Below are 15267 nucleotides of genomic sequence, written 5' to 3'. Positions count from 1 at the left end.
CGTCAAATTGCAGGGGCTGACTGGGCGGACGGGCGGTTAGTAAGTAATAAAAGAGGGCGACGAGGGCGTAGAGGTCGATCGCAAATCGATTGTCACCGAGCCAAGAGGCATCAGGCGGGGCGAATGAGTTAAGGTCGGCGGCGGAGTTTTGTGAGGGGGTCACAGAGGTTGCTAGGTCGTGAGCAATCCCAAATCCAACCAAAACGGCGAGATTAGTTCCTTGTCGGCGAATTACTGTTTGAGGCTTGAGGTTGCGGTGAATCAGTCCGTTGTGGTGAGCGACTGCCAGAGCCGCCCCGATTTGCCGAATAAAATAGACGGCTTGAGCTTCGGTGAGTGCGCCTTTGACCTGGATGATTTCGGCCAGGGTTCTTCCGGGCACCTGATCCATGACGATAAAGGGCAGATTTTCTTCTTGAAAAAAGTCGAGAACCCGGACGATGCTAGGGTGCTGACTTCTCGCTAAAAGGCGGGTTTCTTCGACAAAGCGCTGGTGCAGGTGAGGAAAGCTACGGGTAATTTGCAGGCTGGGGTCGATCGTCTTGACGACTACTGTTTGATTTAAATAGGTCTGGGTGGCTAGATAAGTGATGCCAAAATCTTGATTGCCCAACGCCTGATTGAGCAGATATTTTCCGCCCTGGAGAGTGATTCCCGCTTTAAGTTCCATCGCTGTCTCTCTGCACAGTTCAAACCATGCTACCCCTTTCGGGCAGATTTACCTAGAATCAGGAACTAGGAATTTTTCAGCACTTTGGCAGAGGATGGTGTTGGGCTAGATACGCTTCTGCCTGAGAGCGATCTCTTTGAGTTACCCGCAAGGGGTCGCTTTGAGTTACCCGCAAGGGGTCGCTCAATTCTCCATCCAGCGTAGCCGCCCACAAATCGTCCAAAATTTGCTTAAACTGAGGGCCAGGTTTGTATCCCAACCGTTGCAAATCCTTCCCGTCGATCGCGGGTTTCACCGTTGACCAGACCGTGACGTAGCGCCAAATTTGTCTGCGAATCGGTTCCTTCGGAGTTGCGCCTTGCGCTAATCGCGCACTCTTGACCGCCACTAAAACGAGCATCGGCAGATCATAAGGTTTGAGCAGTCGAGCGATTTGACTGGGACGATGACAGTGAGGCAGATTCTCGTCTAGGTGATGTTGAACTGTCTCTAACTGGGAGAGGCGATCGCGGCTATCACTCGCAAGTTGCAGATTTTGGGCGACCGGAAGGCGATCGGCGGGATCAAGCTGCGCGATCAAAACTTCTAGCCGCAGTTGCCAGGGGGTGAGGGTTTGCAAACGATCGCAGGCAATTAGCTTTTCTACAAATCGCAGTTGCCAACTCACGGCTTGATCGAATTTCAGATTGGGATGAATGCAGCGCAAGGCTTGCAGGTCGTCTAGCTTCTCCAGGGCTGCCTTCCAGTAAGGGGCTTGCAGACTGTATTTGAGTTCTGATTTGAGGCGAGTTTGCAAAGCGGGCGCGTTGACCCGTCCGGCGACTTTTTGAATCTGTTCGTAAATGCCACTGGCGATCGCGTGACGAATGTAGCCTTCGGTCTGTGGCTCGATCTCAAACCCCAACCGCACCGCAAACCGGACTGCCCGATAAATGCGCGTCGGATCTTCGATAAAGCTGTTGGTGTGGAGGACACGAATCTGTTCTGTTTGCAAATCGAGAACGCCGCCAAAAAAATCCAACAGATCGCCAGAGCGCGGATTCGTCAATCTCAGGGCCAGCGCATTAATGGTGAAATCTCGACGATACAAATCTTGCCGAATCGAACTCGCCTCTACTTCTGGATTAGCTGCCGGGTAGGGATAAAACTCCGTCCGAGCCGTGGCGATGTCAATCCACAGCGAATCGAAACCGGGATCTTTGTGCCACAGCAGCGCTGCTGTTTGAAACTTGCCATGCACCTCCAGACGAGCGGTGGGATAAAGCGTTTGCAACGATCGCGCTAATTCCACACCTGCGCCCACGTCGGTTGATCGATGGTAGCCATCCACCACCAGATCAATGTCCGTAATCATCACATCCGAATCGGCTAACAACAGATCGCGCACCGCACCCCCCACTAGATAAAGGTGCCAGCCTCGCAGTTCGGCTTGTTGGGCGGCGATCGTCAAGATTCTCCGGAGATTTTCAGGAAGTCGATCGAGGGTTGGAGGGTTAACTTTTGAGATTTGAGTGAACGGCTCCTTGGTTCTGCTCTGCTCCCCGGTTTCTTGTTGATGAATCTGTCTCAGCACATCCGTTCGCGTCACAATGCCCACTAGTTGACCTTCCTCCAAAACGGGAAGCCTCCCGATGTCATAGGTGACCATCAGAGATTCGATTTCGGGGAGGCGTGTGTCGGGCGCGATCGTCTTCAAATTCGTCGCCATATAGCCCTTAACTGGAGCGTGACTAAACCCGTGATGTAGGGCAATGTCCAGATCGCGACGCGACACAATGCCGACAAGCTGATCTTGAGAATCCACCACCGACAAGCCAGAATGCCCATAGCGCAGCAAAATTCTTTGAGCTTCGGCGATCGTCGTCTCAGGGCGAATTGTGCGAACCGGAGCCGACATCAACTCACGGGCGATCGGCGGCTGGGGAATCTGAGCGCTCAAGGCAGTAACCAACTGTGCCAAAAGGTCTGGATCGCCGTCTCGCACCGTGACCGCTGCCGCTTGAGAATGTCCGCCGCCCCCCCAAGGTTTGAATAGCGCATTGAGATGGGTGCCTGGGATGCGCGATCGCCCAATCACGGTCAAAACATTGGCCTCCGACTGATTTGCCCCGCGACAGTATTGGTGGGCCAACAGCAGCGCATCACTTTCAGTCATGTCAATCAATCGAGACGCAAGGCTAGACAGTCCTGGCACATAGTCCTCTGTTTTTAACAGCACCCATGAGACGGTGTAGCCCTCCATGACTTCTGACTGCAAGGTGTCCAAAGCTTGACTGAGCAGCGTTTGCAGAGTCGGAGAAAGTCCAGGATCGACGTAATGGGCGATCGTTCGCAAATTTGCCCCCTGCGTCATCAACCACGCCAACGCTGTCGCATCTCGTGCAGTCGTCTGCTCAAACGTCAGTGATCCCGTATCGACGTGAATACCCAGCGCCATGACGGTGGCTTCTACAGCATTGAGTGAAACTTTCGCTGACTGGAGTTTTTCTACAATTAACGTCGTCGTCGCCCCAACCGATTCCACACAAAGCTGATGAGTGGGAATGTCACAATCTGCTGCTGAATGATGGTCATAGATTGTGATCGTCAGGTTGGGCAGATCAAACCATTCCGCCATTTTGCCGAAGCGATCGCGCCGTTGAGCATCCACCAAAGAGAGCGCATGAATGGTATCGGAAGCAATCGATCGCCGCTCAATCAAAGCAAACTCATCGCGATGCAGCGCCAAAAAATCTCGCACCGTCGGATGGGCACCCCCCGCCAAAACGATCCGCGATCCCGGTAAGAGACGAGTCAGCCCTACGGCCGCCCCCAGCGTGTCAAAATCTGCCGTCGTATGGCATAGAATCAGGTGCATTTTTCTGATAGGTTACTTTCATGGGCTGGTGATAAGTGCAGTCTATCTGCCGCCAAAGCTGGGTTTATTTATTTGTTGAGTTTGGGAGAAAAAAATGTCAATTTTGTTTCAGATTGCCTTAGCTGCTCTCGTTATCTTCTCATTTGTCATGGTGATCGCAGTGCCCGTTGCCTACGCTTCCCCTCGCAATTGGGATCAGTCAAAGCGGTTATTGCTTTTGGGGTCGGGACTTTGGATTATTTTGGTTTTTGCCGTGGGCGCACTCAATTTCCTGGTTGCTTAAATTTCAAGTCACCTCTCAAAATATGCTGAATGACGAACACAGGCGTTGCAATTCAGACGCTATCTTTTGTTGCAAAACAAGTTAAGACCTAATTCGTCATTCAGCCACCCCAAAATTATCTTTCTTAAGTTGATTCTTAAGTTGATTATGAATGTTTAGAGAGGTGAATTATTTTCTCTAATACCCAGAAAACCTATCTCAACTATAAAACCCACATAAATTCACTAAATTAGCTCTGTTCAAAAGTTGACGATGCCGCTAGATTAAGTGGATATCCGGAAGAACTCATCTTTTGGATGAAATGCGGTTCATAAAGAATAGATTCAAAGATGCTTTTAAAGGCGTTTTGAGACTCATTCTGAGATCGTAGCTGTGAATCATTGATACTTAGATTGAAACAATGACATTATTTGAAGGATCGTTTGCTCATTCCGATAGTTTCCGATTTGCGATCGTGATCGGCCGATTTAACGACATGATCACCAACAAACTTCTAGAAGGCTGTCAAGACTGCCTCAAGCGCCACGGTGTAAACGTCGATGTTGACTCTCAAGGAACTCAGGTCGATTATGCCTGGGTGCCCGGTTGTTTTGAGTTGCCCCTTGTCGCCCGACAGTTGGCGCTCTCTGGTCGCTACGATGCCATCATCTGTCTGGGAGCCGTGATTCGCGGTCAGACTCCTCACTTTGACTATGTATCCTCCGAAGTCTCTAAAGGGATCGCGGCGGTTGGCTTTCAGACCGGAGTCCCGGTAATCTTTGGGGTAATCACCGCTGACACCATGCAGCAGGCTTTAGAGCGGGCGGGCATCAAGAGCAATAACGGCTGGGGCTATGGGATGAATGCCCTAGAGATGGCCAGTCTGATGCGACAAATCAAAGGCAGCACATCACACTTTACTAATGGAACTAATGGAGCGCTTTCTCCGGCGGCTCACCATACGCTCTCTGCCTCAATGCACAGTGCTGTTGCCGAAGCGTCTGAGTAGCGTAGACTCCTAAAGCTTTATCCTGCTCAGTGTTGCCCCCACTGGGTTTGTAGGTGAGTTGCTTGCCTCTAGCGATCGCCGTTACGATCCTGGGATTAAATTCCAGGTTTCAAATTGTCTTGAAGATTTGCTACCAATTTTGTGCTATAAATCTACAGTAATCTCATCTAAAAACCGGAGATTAAAGGTTGATGAGAAGCTCAAAGTTCTTGGACTCTCTCCGTAAGTCCTGAATGCGATTAACTTTCCTCATCCCTCACCGTTCTTAAGAGGTTTCTTGTCGTGGGCATTGTAGTCGAAGACGTATCTAAACAGTTTGGCAGCTTTCAGGCACTCGATCGCGTCAATCTAGAAATCAAAAGTGGCTCTCTGGTCGCGCTGCTGGGCCCGTCTGGATCAGGAAAATCGACGTTGTTGAGGCTGATTGCAGGGCTAGAAAACGCCGATGTGGGCAAGATCTGGCTGACGGGAGAAGATGCCACCGATCGCAGCGTACAAGATCGCAACATCGGATTTGTCTTTCAGCACTATGCCTTGTTCAAACATTTGACGGTGCGGCAAAATATTGCCTTTGGAATGGAGATTCGCAAAACTGAGAAAGGGAAGGTCAAAAAGCGCGTCGAAGAACTGCTGGATCTGGTGCAACTGGGCGGACTGGGCGATCGCTATCCGTCTCAACTTTCAGGAGGGCAGCGCCAACGGGTGGCCCTCGCTCGTGCTCTGGCGGTTGAGCCTAAAGTATTGCTGCTAGATGAGCCGTTTGGGGCGTTGGATGCCAAAGTCCGCAAAGATTTGAGAGCGTGGCTGCGTCGTCTGCATGATGAAGTCCATGTCACGACCGTTTTTGTGACTCACGATCAGGAAGAAGCGATGGAAGTCGCCGACGAAATTGTCGTGATGAACAAGGGCAAAATCGAGCAAATTGGCACGCCCGCCCAAATCTACGACCATCCGGCAACCGCCTTTGTGATGAGCTTTATTGGCCCGGTGAATGTGTTGCCCAGTTCGTCTCATCTGTTTCAAAACAATGGCTTTGACTCAGCCAATCCTGAGATGTTTTTGCGGCCGCACGATATTTTGGTAGAAACCTCGCCCAATGGCAGCACTGTCGCTGCTAGAGTGACTCGCCTGATTCATCTGGGTTGGGAAATTCAAGCAGAACTGACCCTCGACGACGGACAGGTGATGACCGCCCATCTGACCCGCGATCGCTTCGACGAATTAAAGCTAGAACCGGATCAGCGTGTCTATATCAAGCCCAAGGATGCCAAGTCTTTTCCGCTCTACTATTCAATCTGATACTATTCAATCTGAGTCGTTCAAAGATTCCAGAATTCTGCCTCAGAGGTGACTCAGATGTGAAACCATTCTGGAGAGCAAGGCACGATCGCGCGATCTTCCTTTATCCTTGCGGTGTGGTTTTCAGGAAACGGTATGGATAAATATGTGGAAGTTTTGCCCGATCTAACGACGCTGGTAGAGCGATCGCGGCAAATCGTCGTTCAGAAACTACAAGCGGCGATCGCTGAACGGGGAATGGCGACGATCGCGCTGGCAGGTGGCGGTACTCCCAAACCCTTGTACGAAAAGCTGGCGAGTGAATCGTTGCCGTGGGATAAAGTGCACATTTTTTGGGGCGATGAGCGCTACGTTTCTCCAGATCACCCAGACAGTAACCAGCGAATGGCCCGATTAGCCTGGTTAGATAAAGTAGACATCCCATCAAAAAACATTCATCCGATGCCGACTGATGAAGCCGATCCGGCGATCGCGGCTCAAAAACACGCAGCCGAACTGCAAGAATTTTTTCAGACTCAATCGGGTGAATTTCCATCCCTGGATGTGATCTTGCTAGGAATCGGTGATGATGCTCATACGGCTTCGCTGTTTCCTCACACAGACGCATTGCAGGTGTGCGATCAGCTAATCACTGTAGGCAACAAAGACGGTCAGCCGCGTATCACCTTTACCATTCCTCTAATCAATCAAGCGCGTACCGTTCTTTTTATGGTAGCCGGAGCTAACAAACAGTCTGCGCTGGCTCAGATTTTTGCGCCCGTTGCGGATGGAAACACCTACCCTGCCCGGTTTATTCAAGCCCAAGCGGAATTGTGGTGGCTCCTCGATCGACCCGCCGGAGAGAACCTGGCAGAGACCTGAATTCTAAGACGTGAATTCTAAATAGAAGGTGACGCAAACTCCTTCCTCTGACCAGTCTTCCTCTATCATTAACTTTGGTGAATGGGGAACCTGCATGATCGTTTGTCCAAATTGTAATCATCAAAATCCGGAGGGTGCCGTTCAGTGTGAGGCTTGTTATACGCCCCTTCCGGCAACGATGCAATGTCCAAACTGTGGCGCGACCGTCCAGGCAGATGCTAGCTTTTGTGGTCAGTGCGGCTTTAATTTGAGGACAGCCACCATGAGTCAGAGCCATCCGGAAACGCCCGACCCGATCGTGAATCTACCCCCGGATTCGATCGACCTCGATCCCCTGGTTCCCCCCGACCCTTTAGTCGTTTCTCCTGAAATGTCACCCAATCCTTCCCCCGTCGCCTCTGAGCCTGAAGAAGCAGTTATGGCTCCGATTCCTGTCACGCCCGTTGCCTCCAGTGCCACTCAGCTACAGCAACAAAGCGCCAAATTGCTTCACATTCAAACCGATGTGGTGATCGAGTTACCGCCTGGTCTACCTGTCGTGCATTTGGGCAAACCCAACGATCGCATTCCGCCCGATGTAGATGTGTCTGGCTTTCCTGACTCAGAAATTGTCTCGCGGATTCATGCAGACATTCGCATGGAGGGCGATGCTTATTTTATCGAAGACGTGGGAAGCTCAAACGGCACCTATATCAACAATGCGCCATTACCTTTGGGCAATCGTCATCGACTGCGGGCAGGCGATCGCATCTCTCTGGGTAAAGGAGACAAGGTTTCGTTCTTGTTTCAGTTATCCTAAAGTCTGCGTTTGTCTCGTTTACCCACGGTATCTTTAGTAACTTCGGCAATCTGATTGGATAATTCTGGGCTAATTTAGATGGATGACTGTTTTCTTTTTAGATTTTTTCATTCATCACAACTTTAGAATCAAAAGCCTCTCAGGTTGCCCTTTGGTTTGTCTGCCTCTTCATGCTCTCCAGCGAACGTGATTACTCTGACCCTGCTGCACCCCGTCCAGTTAACGCCCGTTCAATGTTGGACTTTTGAGGATGAATCTGTCATTCGCATTGGTCGAGCAACGGATAATCACGTTGTCCTCTACAGTGCGGTGGTTTCTCGGTATCACGTAGAAATCCAGTGTGACAGTGCGGTTTGGGCTGTCTTGAGTCTGGGTGCTAATGGTACGTATGTCGATGGCAAACGCATTGAGCAGGTGCCAATTAAGAATGGGATGATCATTCGTCTGGCGCGATCGGGCCCCAATATTCAGATTCATGTCGGCGTGTCTGCTCGTGCTGAAGCGAAAAAGATCACGGGAGAACGGACGCTTTCTCAGCGACTCAAGCCTGATTTAGAAGAACACTCGCCCGAAAGAGAGTCTACTCAACCGTTGAATTCGGCCGCAGTTGGGGCACAACTTCCCGATCGTAAGACCGCAATGGAGCCACCTCAGCTAAATGTGGTCTGTGCCCACACTCGCAAAACGCCCGATCTGAGATTCTGTATTGATTGTGGTGCGCCGCTCAGAATTCAGCAGGTGATTGGCGAGTATCAGGTGGTCAAACTGCTGGGACAGGGCGGCATGGGCAGCACTTATCTGGTCTGGCGAGATGGTAAGCATCTGGTTCTCAAAACGCTGAACGATCGCTGGCTGGGTGAGCGTAAGGCGGTGGAGCTATTTGAGCGTGAATCCTTTGTTCTCAAGCAGCTAAAGCATCCGGGAATTCCTGAGTGGCGAGACTTCTTTATCAAAGCGGGACAGCCGTATTTGGTGATGGAGATGATCTATGGGCGATCGCTGCATCAGCAGGTGAGCAAGTGGGGTGCGGTGCCCCAAAAGCAAGCGATCGCCTGGGTACTGGAACTTTGCGATATTCTGAAGTATCTACATGGACAGTCGCCTGCGGTGATCCATCGTGACATTAAGCCAGAGAATTTGATTCGGCGATCGGTGCCTACGGCTTTTCATGAGGTGACGCTGATTGATTTTGGAGCGGTGCGGCTTTTGGGCTTGCAGTCGGGGACGCGCATCGGTTCGCTCGGCTATACGGCTCCTGAGCAACAAAAGGGCATTGCGACTCCTGCATCTGATCTATATTCATTAGGGACGACGCTGGCGTTTTTACTATCAGGACAAGAACCAGAGGCGTTTTATCGCTACCGAGAACAGGGACATCGCTTTTATCCCGAATATGTGCCAGGTTTGACGACGGAGATTGCTCAGGTGATCCGCAAATTGACGAACCCAGAGGCGAACGATCGCTACCAGTCTGCCCAAGAAGTGGTAGAAGCATTGCGAGAGATCGGATGAGAATGCTGGGCGAAACGAGTTAAAATCGTCTGCCTGGACATTTTTATATTTTCATGAAAATTGCAACCTGGAATGTGAACTCGGTTCGGACGCGCCTGGAGCAGGTGACGCATTGGCTTCAAGAGAATCCGGTTGACGTGCTGTGTCTTCAAGAGACGAAGGTCGTGGATGAGCTATTTCCGCGATCGTCCTTCACGGATCTGGGCTATGAAACTTATATTTATGGTCAAAAAAGCTACAACGGGGTGGCGCTGGTCAGCCGATCGCCACTGTCAGATGTGAGGATGGGCTTTGGGGCCGTTTTGCCAGATGTGGGTGATTTGGATGAGCAAAAGCGGGTGATCATGGGCGTTGTAGACGGCGTTCGAGTAGTGAATTTGTATGTGCCCAATGGATCGGCGATCGACAGTGACAAATACGTTTACAAACTGCACTGGTTAAAAGTTCTGCGCGAATACTTGCAGGTATTACTACAACAGTCCAGCAGTCTATTGGTGTGTGGAGATTTTAATATTGCGCTAGAAGATATCGACATTCACGACCCCAAAAATCGTCAGAAACAAGTGATGGCAACCGATGCAGAACGGGATGCCCTGCGGAATGTTTTGTCCTTGGGACTGTCGGATGCGTTTCGCAAATTTACTTCAGAAGGCGGCAACTTTAGCTGGTGGGACTATCGGACGGGTGCCTTTCGGCGCAATGCAGGCTGGCGAATTGATCACCACTACCTGACCCCGGATTTGTATGAGCGATCGACGAGCTGCACGATCGACACCACCCCTCGCCACCTCACCCAACCCAGCGATCACACGCCTGTCATCGTCGAACTTTAAGTTGAACTTTAGACCATTAACCGCTACCAATAAGAAGTCACAACAGGCAATGATATGTTTTTAGTCACGGGCGCAACAGGTGGATTGGGTCGTCGAATTGTGCGACTTCTGCGAGAGCAAGATTTGGCGGTCAGAGCGTTTGTACGCTTGATGTCAAACTATGCCGAGTTAGAAAATCGTGGGGCAGAGATCTTTATTGGTGACTTGTCCAGAGATCGCGATATTCAAAAAGCCGTTCAAAATGTGCAGTATGTGATCAGCGCCCACGGGGGAGAAAGTGAATCGATTAACTATCGCGCCAATATTGAACTAATCGATCGCTCCCTCGAATCAGGCGTTGAGCATTTTGTGTTTATTTCTGTGTTGGGAGTCGATCGTGGCTATGAGGATGCGCCTGTGTTCAAAGCCAAGCGAGAAGTTGAGAAGTATTTACAAAACAGTGGGTTGAATTATACGATTCTGCGACCTGCGGGGTTTTCGTCTAATTTGCTGCCTCTCGCTGAACAGTTTCGCCGCACGGGAACCTATCTGCTGATTGGAGATCCTCAAAGTCGTACGTCGATCGTGAGTACCGATGATTTGGCAAAAATTGCGATCGCCTCCGTCTCAGTCGAGGGTGCCAAAAATCAGATCTTGCCCGTGGGCGGCCCAGAAGTTTTGCAGCGTCAGGATGTTCCTCAGATCTTTGGGCGAGTCTTTGACCGTGAACCCATTCTGATCAATCCGCCTCTTCTTGCCTTTGACGGCATTCGCAATGTGGTTGGACTATTCAATCCAAAAGTCCGGGAATCTTTGGGAACGTTGAGAGCGCTGCTGGCAAATGAGTATTTTTGCACGCCTGCGGAAGTTGAAAGGATCGAATCACTGTTTGATTTGAAGTTGGAGACGTTAGAAAGTTTTTTACGACGCTATGTGAGTAATTAAACGCCGATCTCTTCGAGTTACCCGCAAGGGGTCGCTATTCCCAATAGTATTGCGACGATCGCTCCAATCAGTGTGTTCAAAACGTTCACAAATTCATTCGTCAGCCAGTCAAACTTCGACTGCAATGTAGCTCCGATTACGCTTTCTAGATTGGTTGCAATAAAAGCGGCAATGATACAAAATCCGACTCCGATCGGGGAAATCATGCCCACAGCCCAGGCGAGGGAAGCGATGGCGACGGATGCGACAATTCCTGCAAGTGTCCCTTCTAAACTAACGGCTCCTTCTGTCCCTCGTGGCACAGGTTGTAGCGTTGTGATCAAAAAAGTGCGCTGTCCATACGCTTTACCGATTTCGCTGGCGCAAGTGTCAGAAAGTTTTGTACAAAAGCTGGCCACATAGCCCAACAGTAAGACGGGAATGAATTGAGGCTGTTGTGCAAGTTGTAATCCCAAAACGCCCAACGCGCACAAGGTTGCTGTCAAAGCCGACCCCCAAACGTTTTCAGGGCCGCGGGCACCCGATCGCTTTTCTGCAATTCCCATCGCCTCTTTTTGCGCCTTGCCGACAAAGGTAATGCCCGACCCGACTAAGAAGTAAAACCCAACGATCGCATACCCCTGCCAGCCCAAAATGCCCCAGATAATCACGCCCAGTATCCAGGCATGAATCACACCCGCTAAAGTCAAAAGTTTTTTAGGAGCAAACCAGACGATCGTCAGTAAGACGGTGTTGATGCCAAGCGCAAACAGCCAGGGAGTGAGGAGTGAGGAGTGAGGAGTGAGGAGTGAGGGCATCGGTGATTAGAAAATTCGCGATAATTTATTGTGACACCCCTCAACTTGGAATTCACCTCTCATGACTTCTCCTGTTTTATTTCATTTGGCTTTTCCGGTGGGTGATATTGCTCAGACTAAGGAATTTTATGTGGATGGATTGGGCTGTGGGTTGGGGCGAGAAAGCGCTCAGGCTGTGATTCTCAATCTCTATGGACATCAGCTTGTCGCCCACTTGACTGAGGAACCGTTGACCACTCAAAAGGGCATTTATCCGCGTCACTTTGGGCTGGTGTTTACAGCGCGATCGGACTGGCAAACTCTTCTAGAACGAGTCCAGCAAAAGCAGCTTGCGCTCTACCAACAACCCAAAGAACGCTTTGCCGGAACGCCCCTCGAACATTGCACCTTTTTTCTCTCAGACCCCTTTTCAAATCTGATGGAGTTTAAGCACTACGCTCACAGTTCGGCTGTTTTTGGCGATCGTCAACTGGCGCAAATTGGCGATCGCTAACGGATATCGGTTGTCACCTTCTCCCCGCGCACGGGTTCTTTGAGCGCATTGACCACCGCTTCTAAGCCTTTTGAGTCGGTCACCATCCAGGCATGAAGCGGCACATTCACCTGAATCGCCTTTCCGACGGGGAGTTGAGAACTGCTGGCTGGCACGATCATTAAATCCATCGGTGTCCAAACAGAGGTGAAATTTAGCCGATCCAACATCTGCACATCTCGATTTAAGTCATTGAGAAATGAACTGTCAGGACGCATCTGCACACAGCCCGGACGCTGAGAGAGATAGGCGACGATCGTGCCCTTGTGGGGAGAGGAGATCGTAATAAACCGCTGAACGCGATCGAGTCCTCCCAATCGCTGCACATAATATCGGCTAACCACACCCCCCATGCTAAAGCCCACCAGATCAAAGGACTGACCTTTGGGCAAAGTCGTCTCGACAAATTCGGCAAGCTGTTGGGCTAGATAATCGAGGGGGCGATCGCCATTCGACGGAATCAAATCCAGGCTATAGACATTCCAGCCGTGGGTCGCCAGATACTTGGTCATGGTTCTAAAAATCGCCGTCGTGTCGGTCAATCCATGCACTAGCACAACGGGATTGCGAGAGTCTACGGTAGTCATTCTTGAGAAAGGTGATTTTGGGTAAGCAGTTCATCATCAGATCACTAGCTTAGTAGAATCCCTCGATCGTTGCGGTTAGGTCGAGGACAGCGTTTGAAATGGCATGACGCGAGAGCTAACCTATCAGGCAACTAACCCCAAACGCGATAGCATAATCTTTCTCAAGGGGTTTCAAAAGTCAGAGCGAGAATCATCGAAGGCGCGATCGTCACGGTGATCATTGCCTTTTGCGCTGGCCATTCTGTTTCTATTCAAGACGCACAACGGCTAGACATAAACGCTCCTAACACTTTCTGGCTTTCTTTAAGGCGTTGCTGATTGGAGGGATATCTGTGGGAAGTGTCCATCTTTTCGCCCCCTAAATCCCCCAAAATTGAGGGACTTTGAACCTTGGGTTTCTCGCCGCTTTGGGACAATTCATCCCCTGATTCAGCAACGCCTTCTTTAAAATAGTCTGTAGCTGACGGAGAAATACACACCATCTTCTTGTAGAGTGCGTTTTTCTCCAGAAATTGACAGCAGTGGAATCCCCCAATCAAGCCTTGCGGTGAAGCGATCGCCCGCCTGCAATCGTAAGCCTAACCCCGCCGATGCCAAAGTACGGTCTTCTGGATTGGGTCTGCCCGATCGATTCCAACCTGTCCCAAAATCGACAAAGGGCGTGAGTTGTAGCAGTAGATTTGATCTGGGCGCTCTAAAAATGGGGACGCGCACTTCTGCTGAGGCAAACAACCCGTTATCGGTCAGCAACGCATCTTGACGATAGCCCCGCACACTGTCTTGTCCACCCAGCCCAAACTGCTCAAACGGTAAGAGCGTTCGATCCGCCAGTTGCAGATCCGATCGCACCAATAGCAGCGTATCGGGAGCCAACAATCTCACCCATTGCGCCTGACCTCGCCACGCCAAAAATCGACTATCGGGAGCCGTCTCGTTGATTGTAGAACCTAGCGCATTCAAGCCCAAACTAAACTGCGATCGAACTGCAAACACCGATCGACTACTGCGCTGCGTCCATTCTTGAAAGAATCTCAGGGCGGTGAGTTTGGTTTCTCCCTCGTCGTCTGCACCCAAAGCGGGGAAAGGAATTTCACCATCCAAAAGAGTTGCTTTACTTTCTCGTCGCGTCGCCGTTAAGCCGATCGCCAATTCCTGAGTCGGTTTCTGAATAATTGGCTGACGATAGGTTAATTCGTAGTAGCGAGAAGCCGATTCGATATCCAAAATGTCAAACGGACGCTCAATCACCTTGCTCGACGAAATGCCAAAGTCAAAGCTGAGAGTGCCATTGCGCGGGTTGATCGGCAATGTATAGCTAATGTCTCCCGAATTGCTGCCATTGGTATTGGTGTAAGCCACACTCAAGCCATCTCCCAGACCGAGCAGATTAGCTTCACTGAGTCGAATCTGACGGCGATTGGTGCCCACACTGGGCGATCGAGAGTTATCCAACGTTACTTGAGCCGCAAAGGTCTTGGCTTCGGTCACTTTGACTTCGAGCAAGCTTTGTCCGGGTGTGGTTCCGGCTGAGAGTTCTGCTGACAGATTTTGAATCAGTGGATTGAGCTGTAATAGCTGCAACGCTTCGAGGAGTTTGGCGCGATTAAGGGGTTTGCGAGTCGCGATCGCAACTCGGCTTCTCACGTAATTAGGAGCCAATCGCCCCGATCCGGTTACTTTGATGTCTTCTAGTCCGCCCTCGACGACGCGAATCTCAACCACTCCTGCCTCAAGCTTTTGCGGAGGAATAAATGCGCCTGATGTGATGTAACCACGATCGACATAAAACTTGGTCACCGCGTCCCGCACTTGAAACAACTCCGCCAGCGAAATGGGTCGCTTAGTAAACGGCTCTGTCACTTTGGCAAAGTCTGCCGCCTCAAACACGGTGCTGCCCGTTACTTTAAACTCCTGCACCGTAATGGATTGGGGCGTGTCTTCAGAAGGTGTTTCTCCGGGCGTGGGAGCGGTGGGCGCAAGCAACTCGGCGGGAGGTGGCAGACGGGGAGGCGCTTCGGGGAGAGGCTGAGGTTGGGTTGAGGGCGGCTGTGGCTCACGAGGAAGGGGATTGTCGACCCCTTGCGGGTAACTCGGAGAGATCGCAGGCGGCAGTTGAGCGCTGATCACCTGAGTCGTTGCAAATTGCAGGCTCAAACTCGCGACCAAAACAGAGAAACCGAGAGAAACCGGGTAGCGACGGGCAAAGTTGGGGGACATGGCAGGAGAAAGAGTGACCAAAGTGAATGAACCGTCGCCTTCGCTCCCTTAGTTAGCCATCAGAATGATGTAATTTCCATCAGTAATTCAGGGTGAGAATTCAACACT

14 protein-coding genes are annotated in these 15267 nt (G+C 50.8%); 9 read left to right on the top strand and 5 right to left on the bottom strand.

What is annotated here, in order from left to right:
* On the bottom strand, nucleotides 1-670 hold a 670-nt coding region (locus tag ACJ2PR_RS23085), incomplete at its 3' end, for a serine/threonine protein kinase (protein WP_446878720.1).
* A 76-nt stretch (nucleotides 671-746) separates the two neighbouring features.
* Entirely contained in the window at nucleotides 747-3527 is a 2781-nt protein-coding gene (locus ACJ2PR_RS23080; RefSeq protein WP_446878719.1) for a CBS domain-containing protein, read from the bottom strand.
* A gap of 94 nt (nucleotides 3528-3621) precedes the next feature.
* On the opposite strand from ACJ2PR_RS23080, the gene psbZ reads away from it, so the two are divergent.
* From psbZ to ACJ2PR_RS23040, 8 genes are all read left to right on the top strand, one after another.
* A complete protein-coding gene (psbZ, locus tag ACJ2PR_RS23075; RefSeq protein WP_446878718.1) occupies nucleotides 3622-3810 on the top strand; it encodes a photosystem II reaction center protein PsbZ in 189 nt (62 codons plus the stop codon).
* 400 nt (nucleotides 3811-4210) lie between these two features.
* Nucleotides 4211-4798 (top strand): 6,7-dimethyl-8-ribityllumazine synthase, encoded by a 588-nt coding sequence (gene ribH, locus ACJ2PR_RS23070; RefSeq protein ID WP_446878717.1) that lies wholly within the window; start codon nucleotides 4211-4213, stop codon nucleotides 4796-4798.
* Between the two features lie 282 nt (nucleotides 4799-5080).
* Entirely contained in the window at nucleotides 5081-6097 is a 1017-nt protein-coding gene (locus ACJ2PR_RS23065; protein WP_446860577.1) for a sulfate/molybdate ABC transporter ATP-binding protein, read from the top strand.
* A gap of 135 nt (nucleotides 6098-6232) precedes the next feature.
* Nucleotides 6233-6958, top strand: a complete 726-nt coding sequence (gene pgl / locus ACJ2PR_RS23060) for a 6-phosphogluconolactonase (protein ID WP_446878716.1) — start codon at nucleotides 6233-6235, stop codon at nucleotides 6956-6958.
* 94 nt (nucleotides 6959-7052) lie between these two features.
* Nucleotides 7053-7757 carry an FHA domain-containing protein gene (locus tag ACJ2PR_RS23055; protein ID WP_446860575.1) on the top strand — a complete coding sequence of 235 codons (705 nt, stop codon included), beginning with the start codon at nucleotides 7053-7055 and terminating at the stop codon, nucleotides 7755-7757.
* 186 nt (nucleotides 7758-7943) lie between these two features.
* Complete coding sequence (locus ACJ2PR_RS23050) at nucleotides 7944-9269, top strand: protein kinase domain-containing protein (RefSeq protein ID WP_446878715.1); 1326 nt, start codon at nucleotides 7944-7946, stop codon at nucleotides 9267-9269.
* A 53-nt stretch (nucleotides 9270-9322) separates the two neighbouring features.
* Nucleotides 9323-10102: an exodeoxyribonuclease III gene (gene xth / locus ACJ2PR_RS23045; protein WP_446878714.1), complete on the top strand. Its 780-nt coding sequence runs from the start codon at nucleotides 9323-9325 to the stop codon at nucleotides 10100-10102.
* A gap of 54 nt (nucleotides 10103-10156) precedes the next feature.
* A complete protein-coding gene (locus ACJ2PR_RS23040) occupies nucleotides 10157-11026 on the top strand; it encodes an SDR family oxidoreductase (protein ID WP_446878713.1) in 870 nt (289 codons plus the stop codon).
* Between the two features lie 17 nt (nucleotides 11027-11043).
* Here ACJ2PR_RS23040 and ACJ2PR_RS23035 read toward each other — a convergent pair whose 3' ends face one another.
* Nucleotides 11044-11823, bottom strand: a complete 780-nt coding sequence (locus ACJ2PR_RS23035; protein WP_446878712.1) for a TIGR00297 family protein — start codon at nucleotides 11821-11823, stop codon at nucleotides 11044-11046.
* A 61-nt stretch (nucleotides 11824-11884) separates the two neighbouring features.
* Here ACJ2PR_RS23035 and ACJ2PR_RS23030 point away from each other — a divergent pair, with 61 nt between their 5' ends.
* Complete coding sequence (locus ACJ2PR_RS23030) at nucleotides 11885-12316, top strand: VOC family protein (protein WP_446878711.1); 432 nt, start codon at nucleotides 11885-11887, stop codon at nucleotides 12314-12316.
* Here the strand turns inward: ACJ2PR_RS23030 and ACJ2PR_RS23025 are convergent.
* Both ACJ2PR_RS23025 and ACJ2PR_RS23020 read right to left on the bottom strand, forming a co-directional pair.
* Complete coding sequence (locus ACJ2PR_RS23025) at nucleotides 12313-12942, bottom strand: esterase/lipase family protein (protein WP_446878710.1); 630 nt, start codon at nucleotides 12940-12942, stop codon at nucleotides 12313-12315. The two genes, ACJ2PR_RS23030 and ACJ2PR_RS23025, sit on opposite strands and share 4 nt — an antisense overlap.
* 444 nt (nucleotides 12943-13386) lie before the next feature.
* Entirely contained in the window at nucleotides 13387-15159 is a 1773-nt protein-coding gene (locus ACJ2PR_RS23020; protein WP_446878709.1) for a ShlB/FhaC/HecB family hemolysin secretion/activation protein, read from the bottom strand.
* Between the last annotated feature and the right edge of the window lie 108 nt (nucleotides 15160-15267).

It is taken from the genome of Phormidesmis sp. 146-33 (assembly GCF_052939515.1).
This window is presented reverse-complemented; position numbering and strand designations above follow the sequence as displayed.

Bases quoted from the DNA above. Each gene is read 5' to 3' on its own strand.
- ribH (WP_446878717.1), top strand. From the start codon at position 4,211: ATGACATTATTTGAAGGATCGTTTGCTCATTCCGATAGTTTCCGATTT.
- ACJ2PR_RS23020 (WP_446878709.1), bottom strand. From the start codon at position 15,159: ATGTCCCCCAACTTTGCCCGTCGCTACCCGGTTTCTCTCGGTTTCTCT.
- ACJ2PR_RS23025 (WP_446878710.1), bottom strand. From the start codon at position 12,942: ATGACTACCGTAGACTCTCGCAATCCCGTTGTGCTAGTGCATGGATTG.
- ACJ2PR_RS23035 (WP_446878712.1), bottom strand. From the start codon at position 11,823: ATGCCCTCACTCCTCACTCCTCACTCCTCACTCCTCACTCCCTGGCTG.
- ACJ2PR_RS23040 (WP_446878713.1), top strand. From the start codon at position 10,157: ATGTTTTTAGTCACGGGCGCAACAGGTGGATTGGGTCGTCGAATTGTG.
- psbZ (WP_446878718.1), top strand. From the start codon at position 3,622: ATGTCAATTTTGTTTCAGATTGCCTTAGCTGCTCTCGTTATCTTCTCA.
- xth (WP_446878714.1), top strand. From the start codon at position 9,323: ATGAAAATTGCAACCTGGAATGTGAACTCGGTTCGGACGCGCCTGGAG.
- pgl (WP_446878716.1), top strand. From the start codon at position 6,233: ATGGATAAATATGTGGAAGTTTTGCCCGATCTAACGACGCTGGTAGAG.
- ACJ2PR_RS23055 (WP_446860575.1), top strand. From the start codon at position 7,053: ATGATCGTTTGTCCAAATTGTAATCATCAAAATCCGGAGGGTGCCGTT.
- ACJ2PR_RS23080 (WP_446878719.1), bottom strand. From the start codon at position 3,527: ATGCACCTGATTCTATGCCATACGACGGCAGATTTTGACACGCTGGGG.
- ACJ2PR_RS23030 (WP_446878711.1), top strand. From the start codon at position 11,885: ATGACTTCTCCTGTTTTATTTCATTTGGCTTTTCCGGTGGGTGATATT.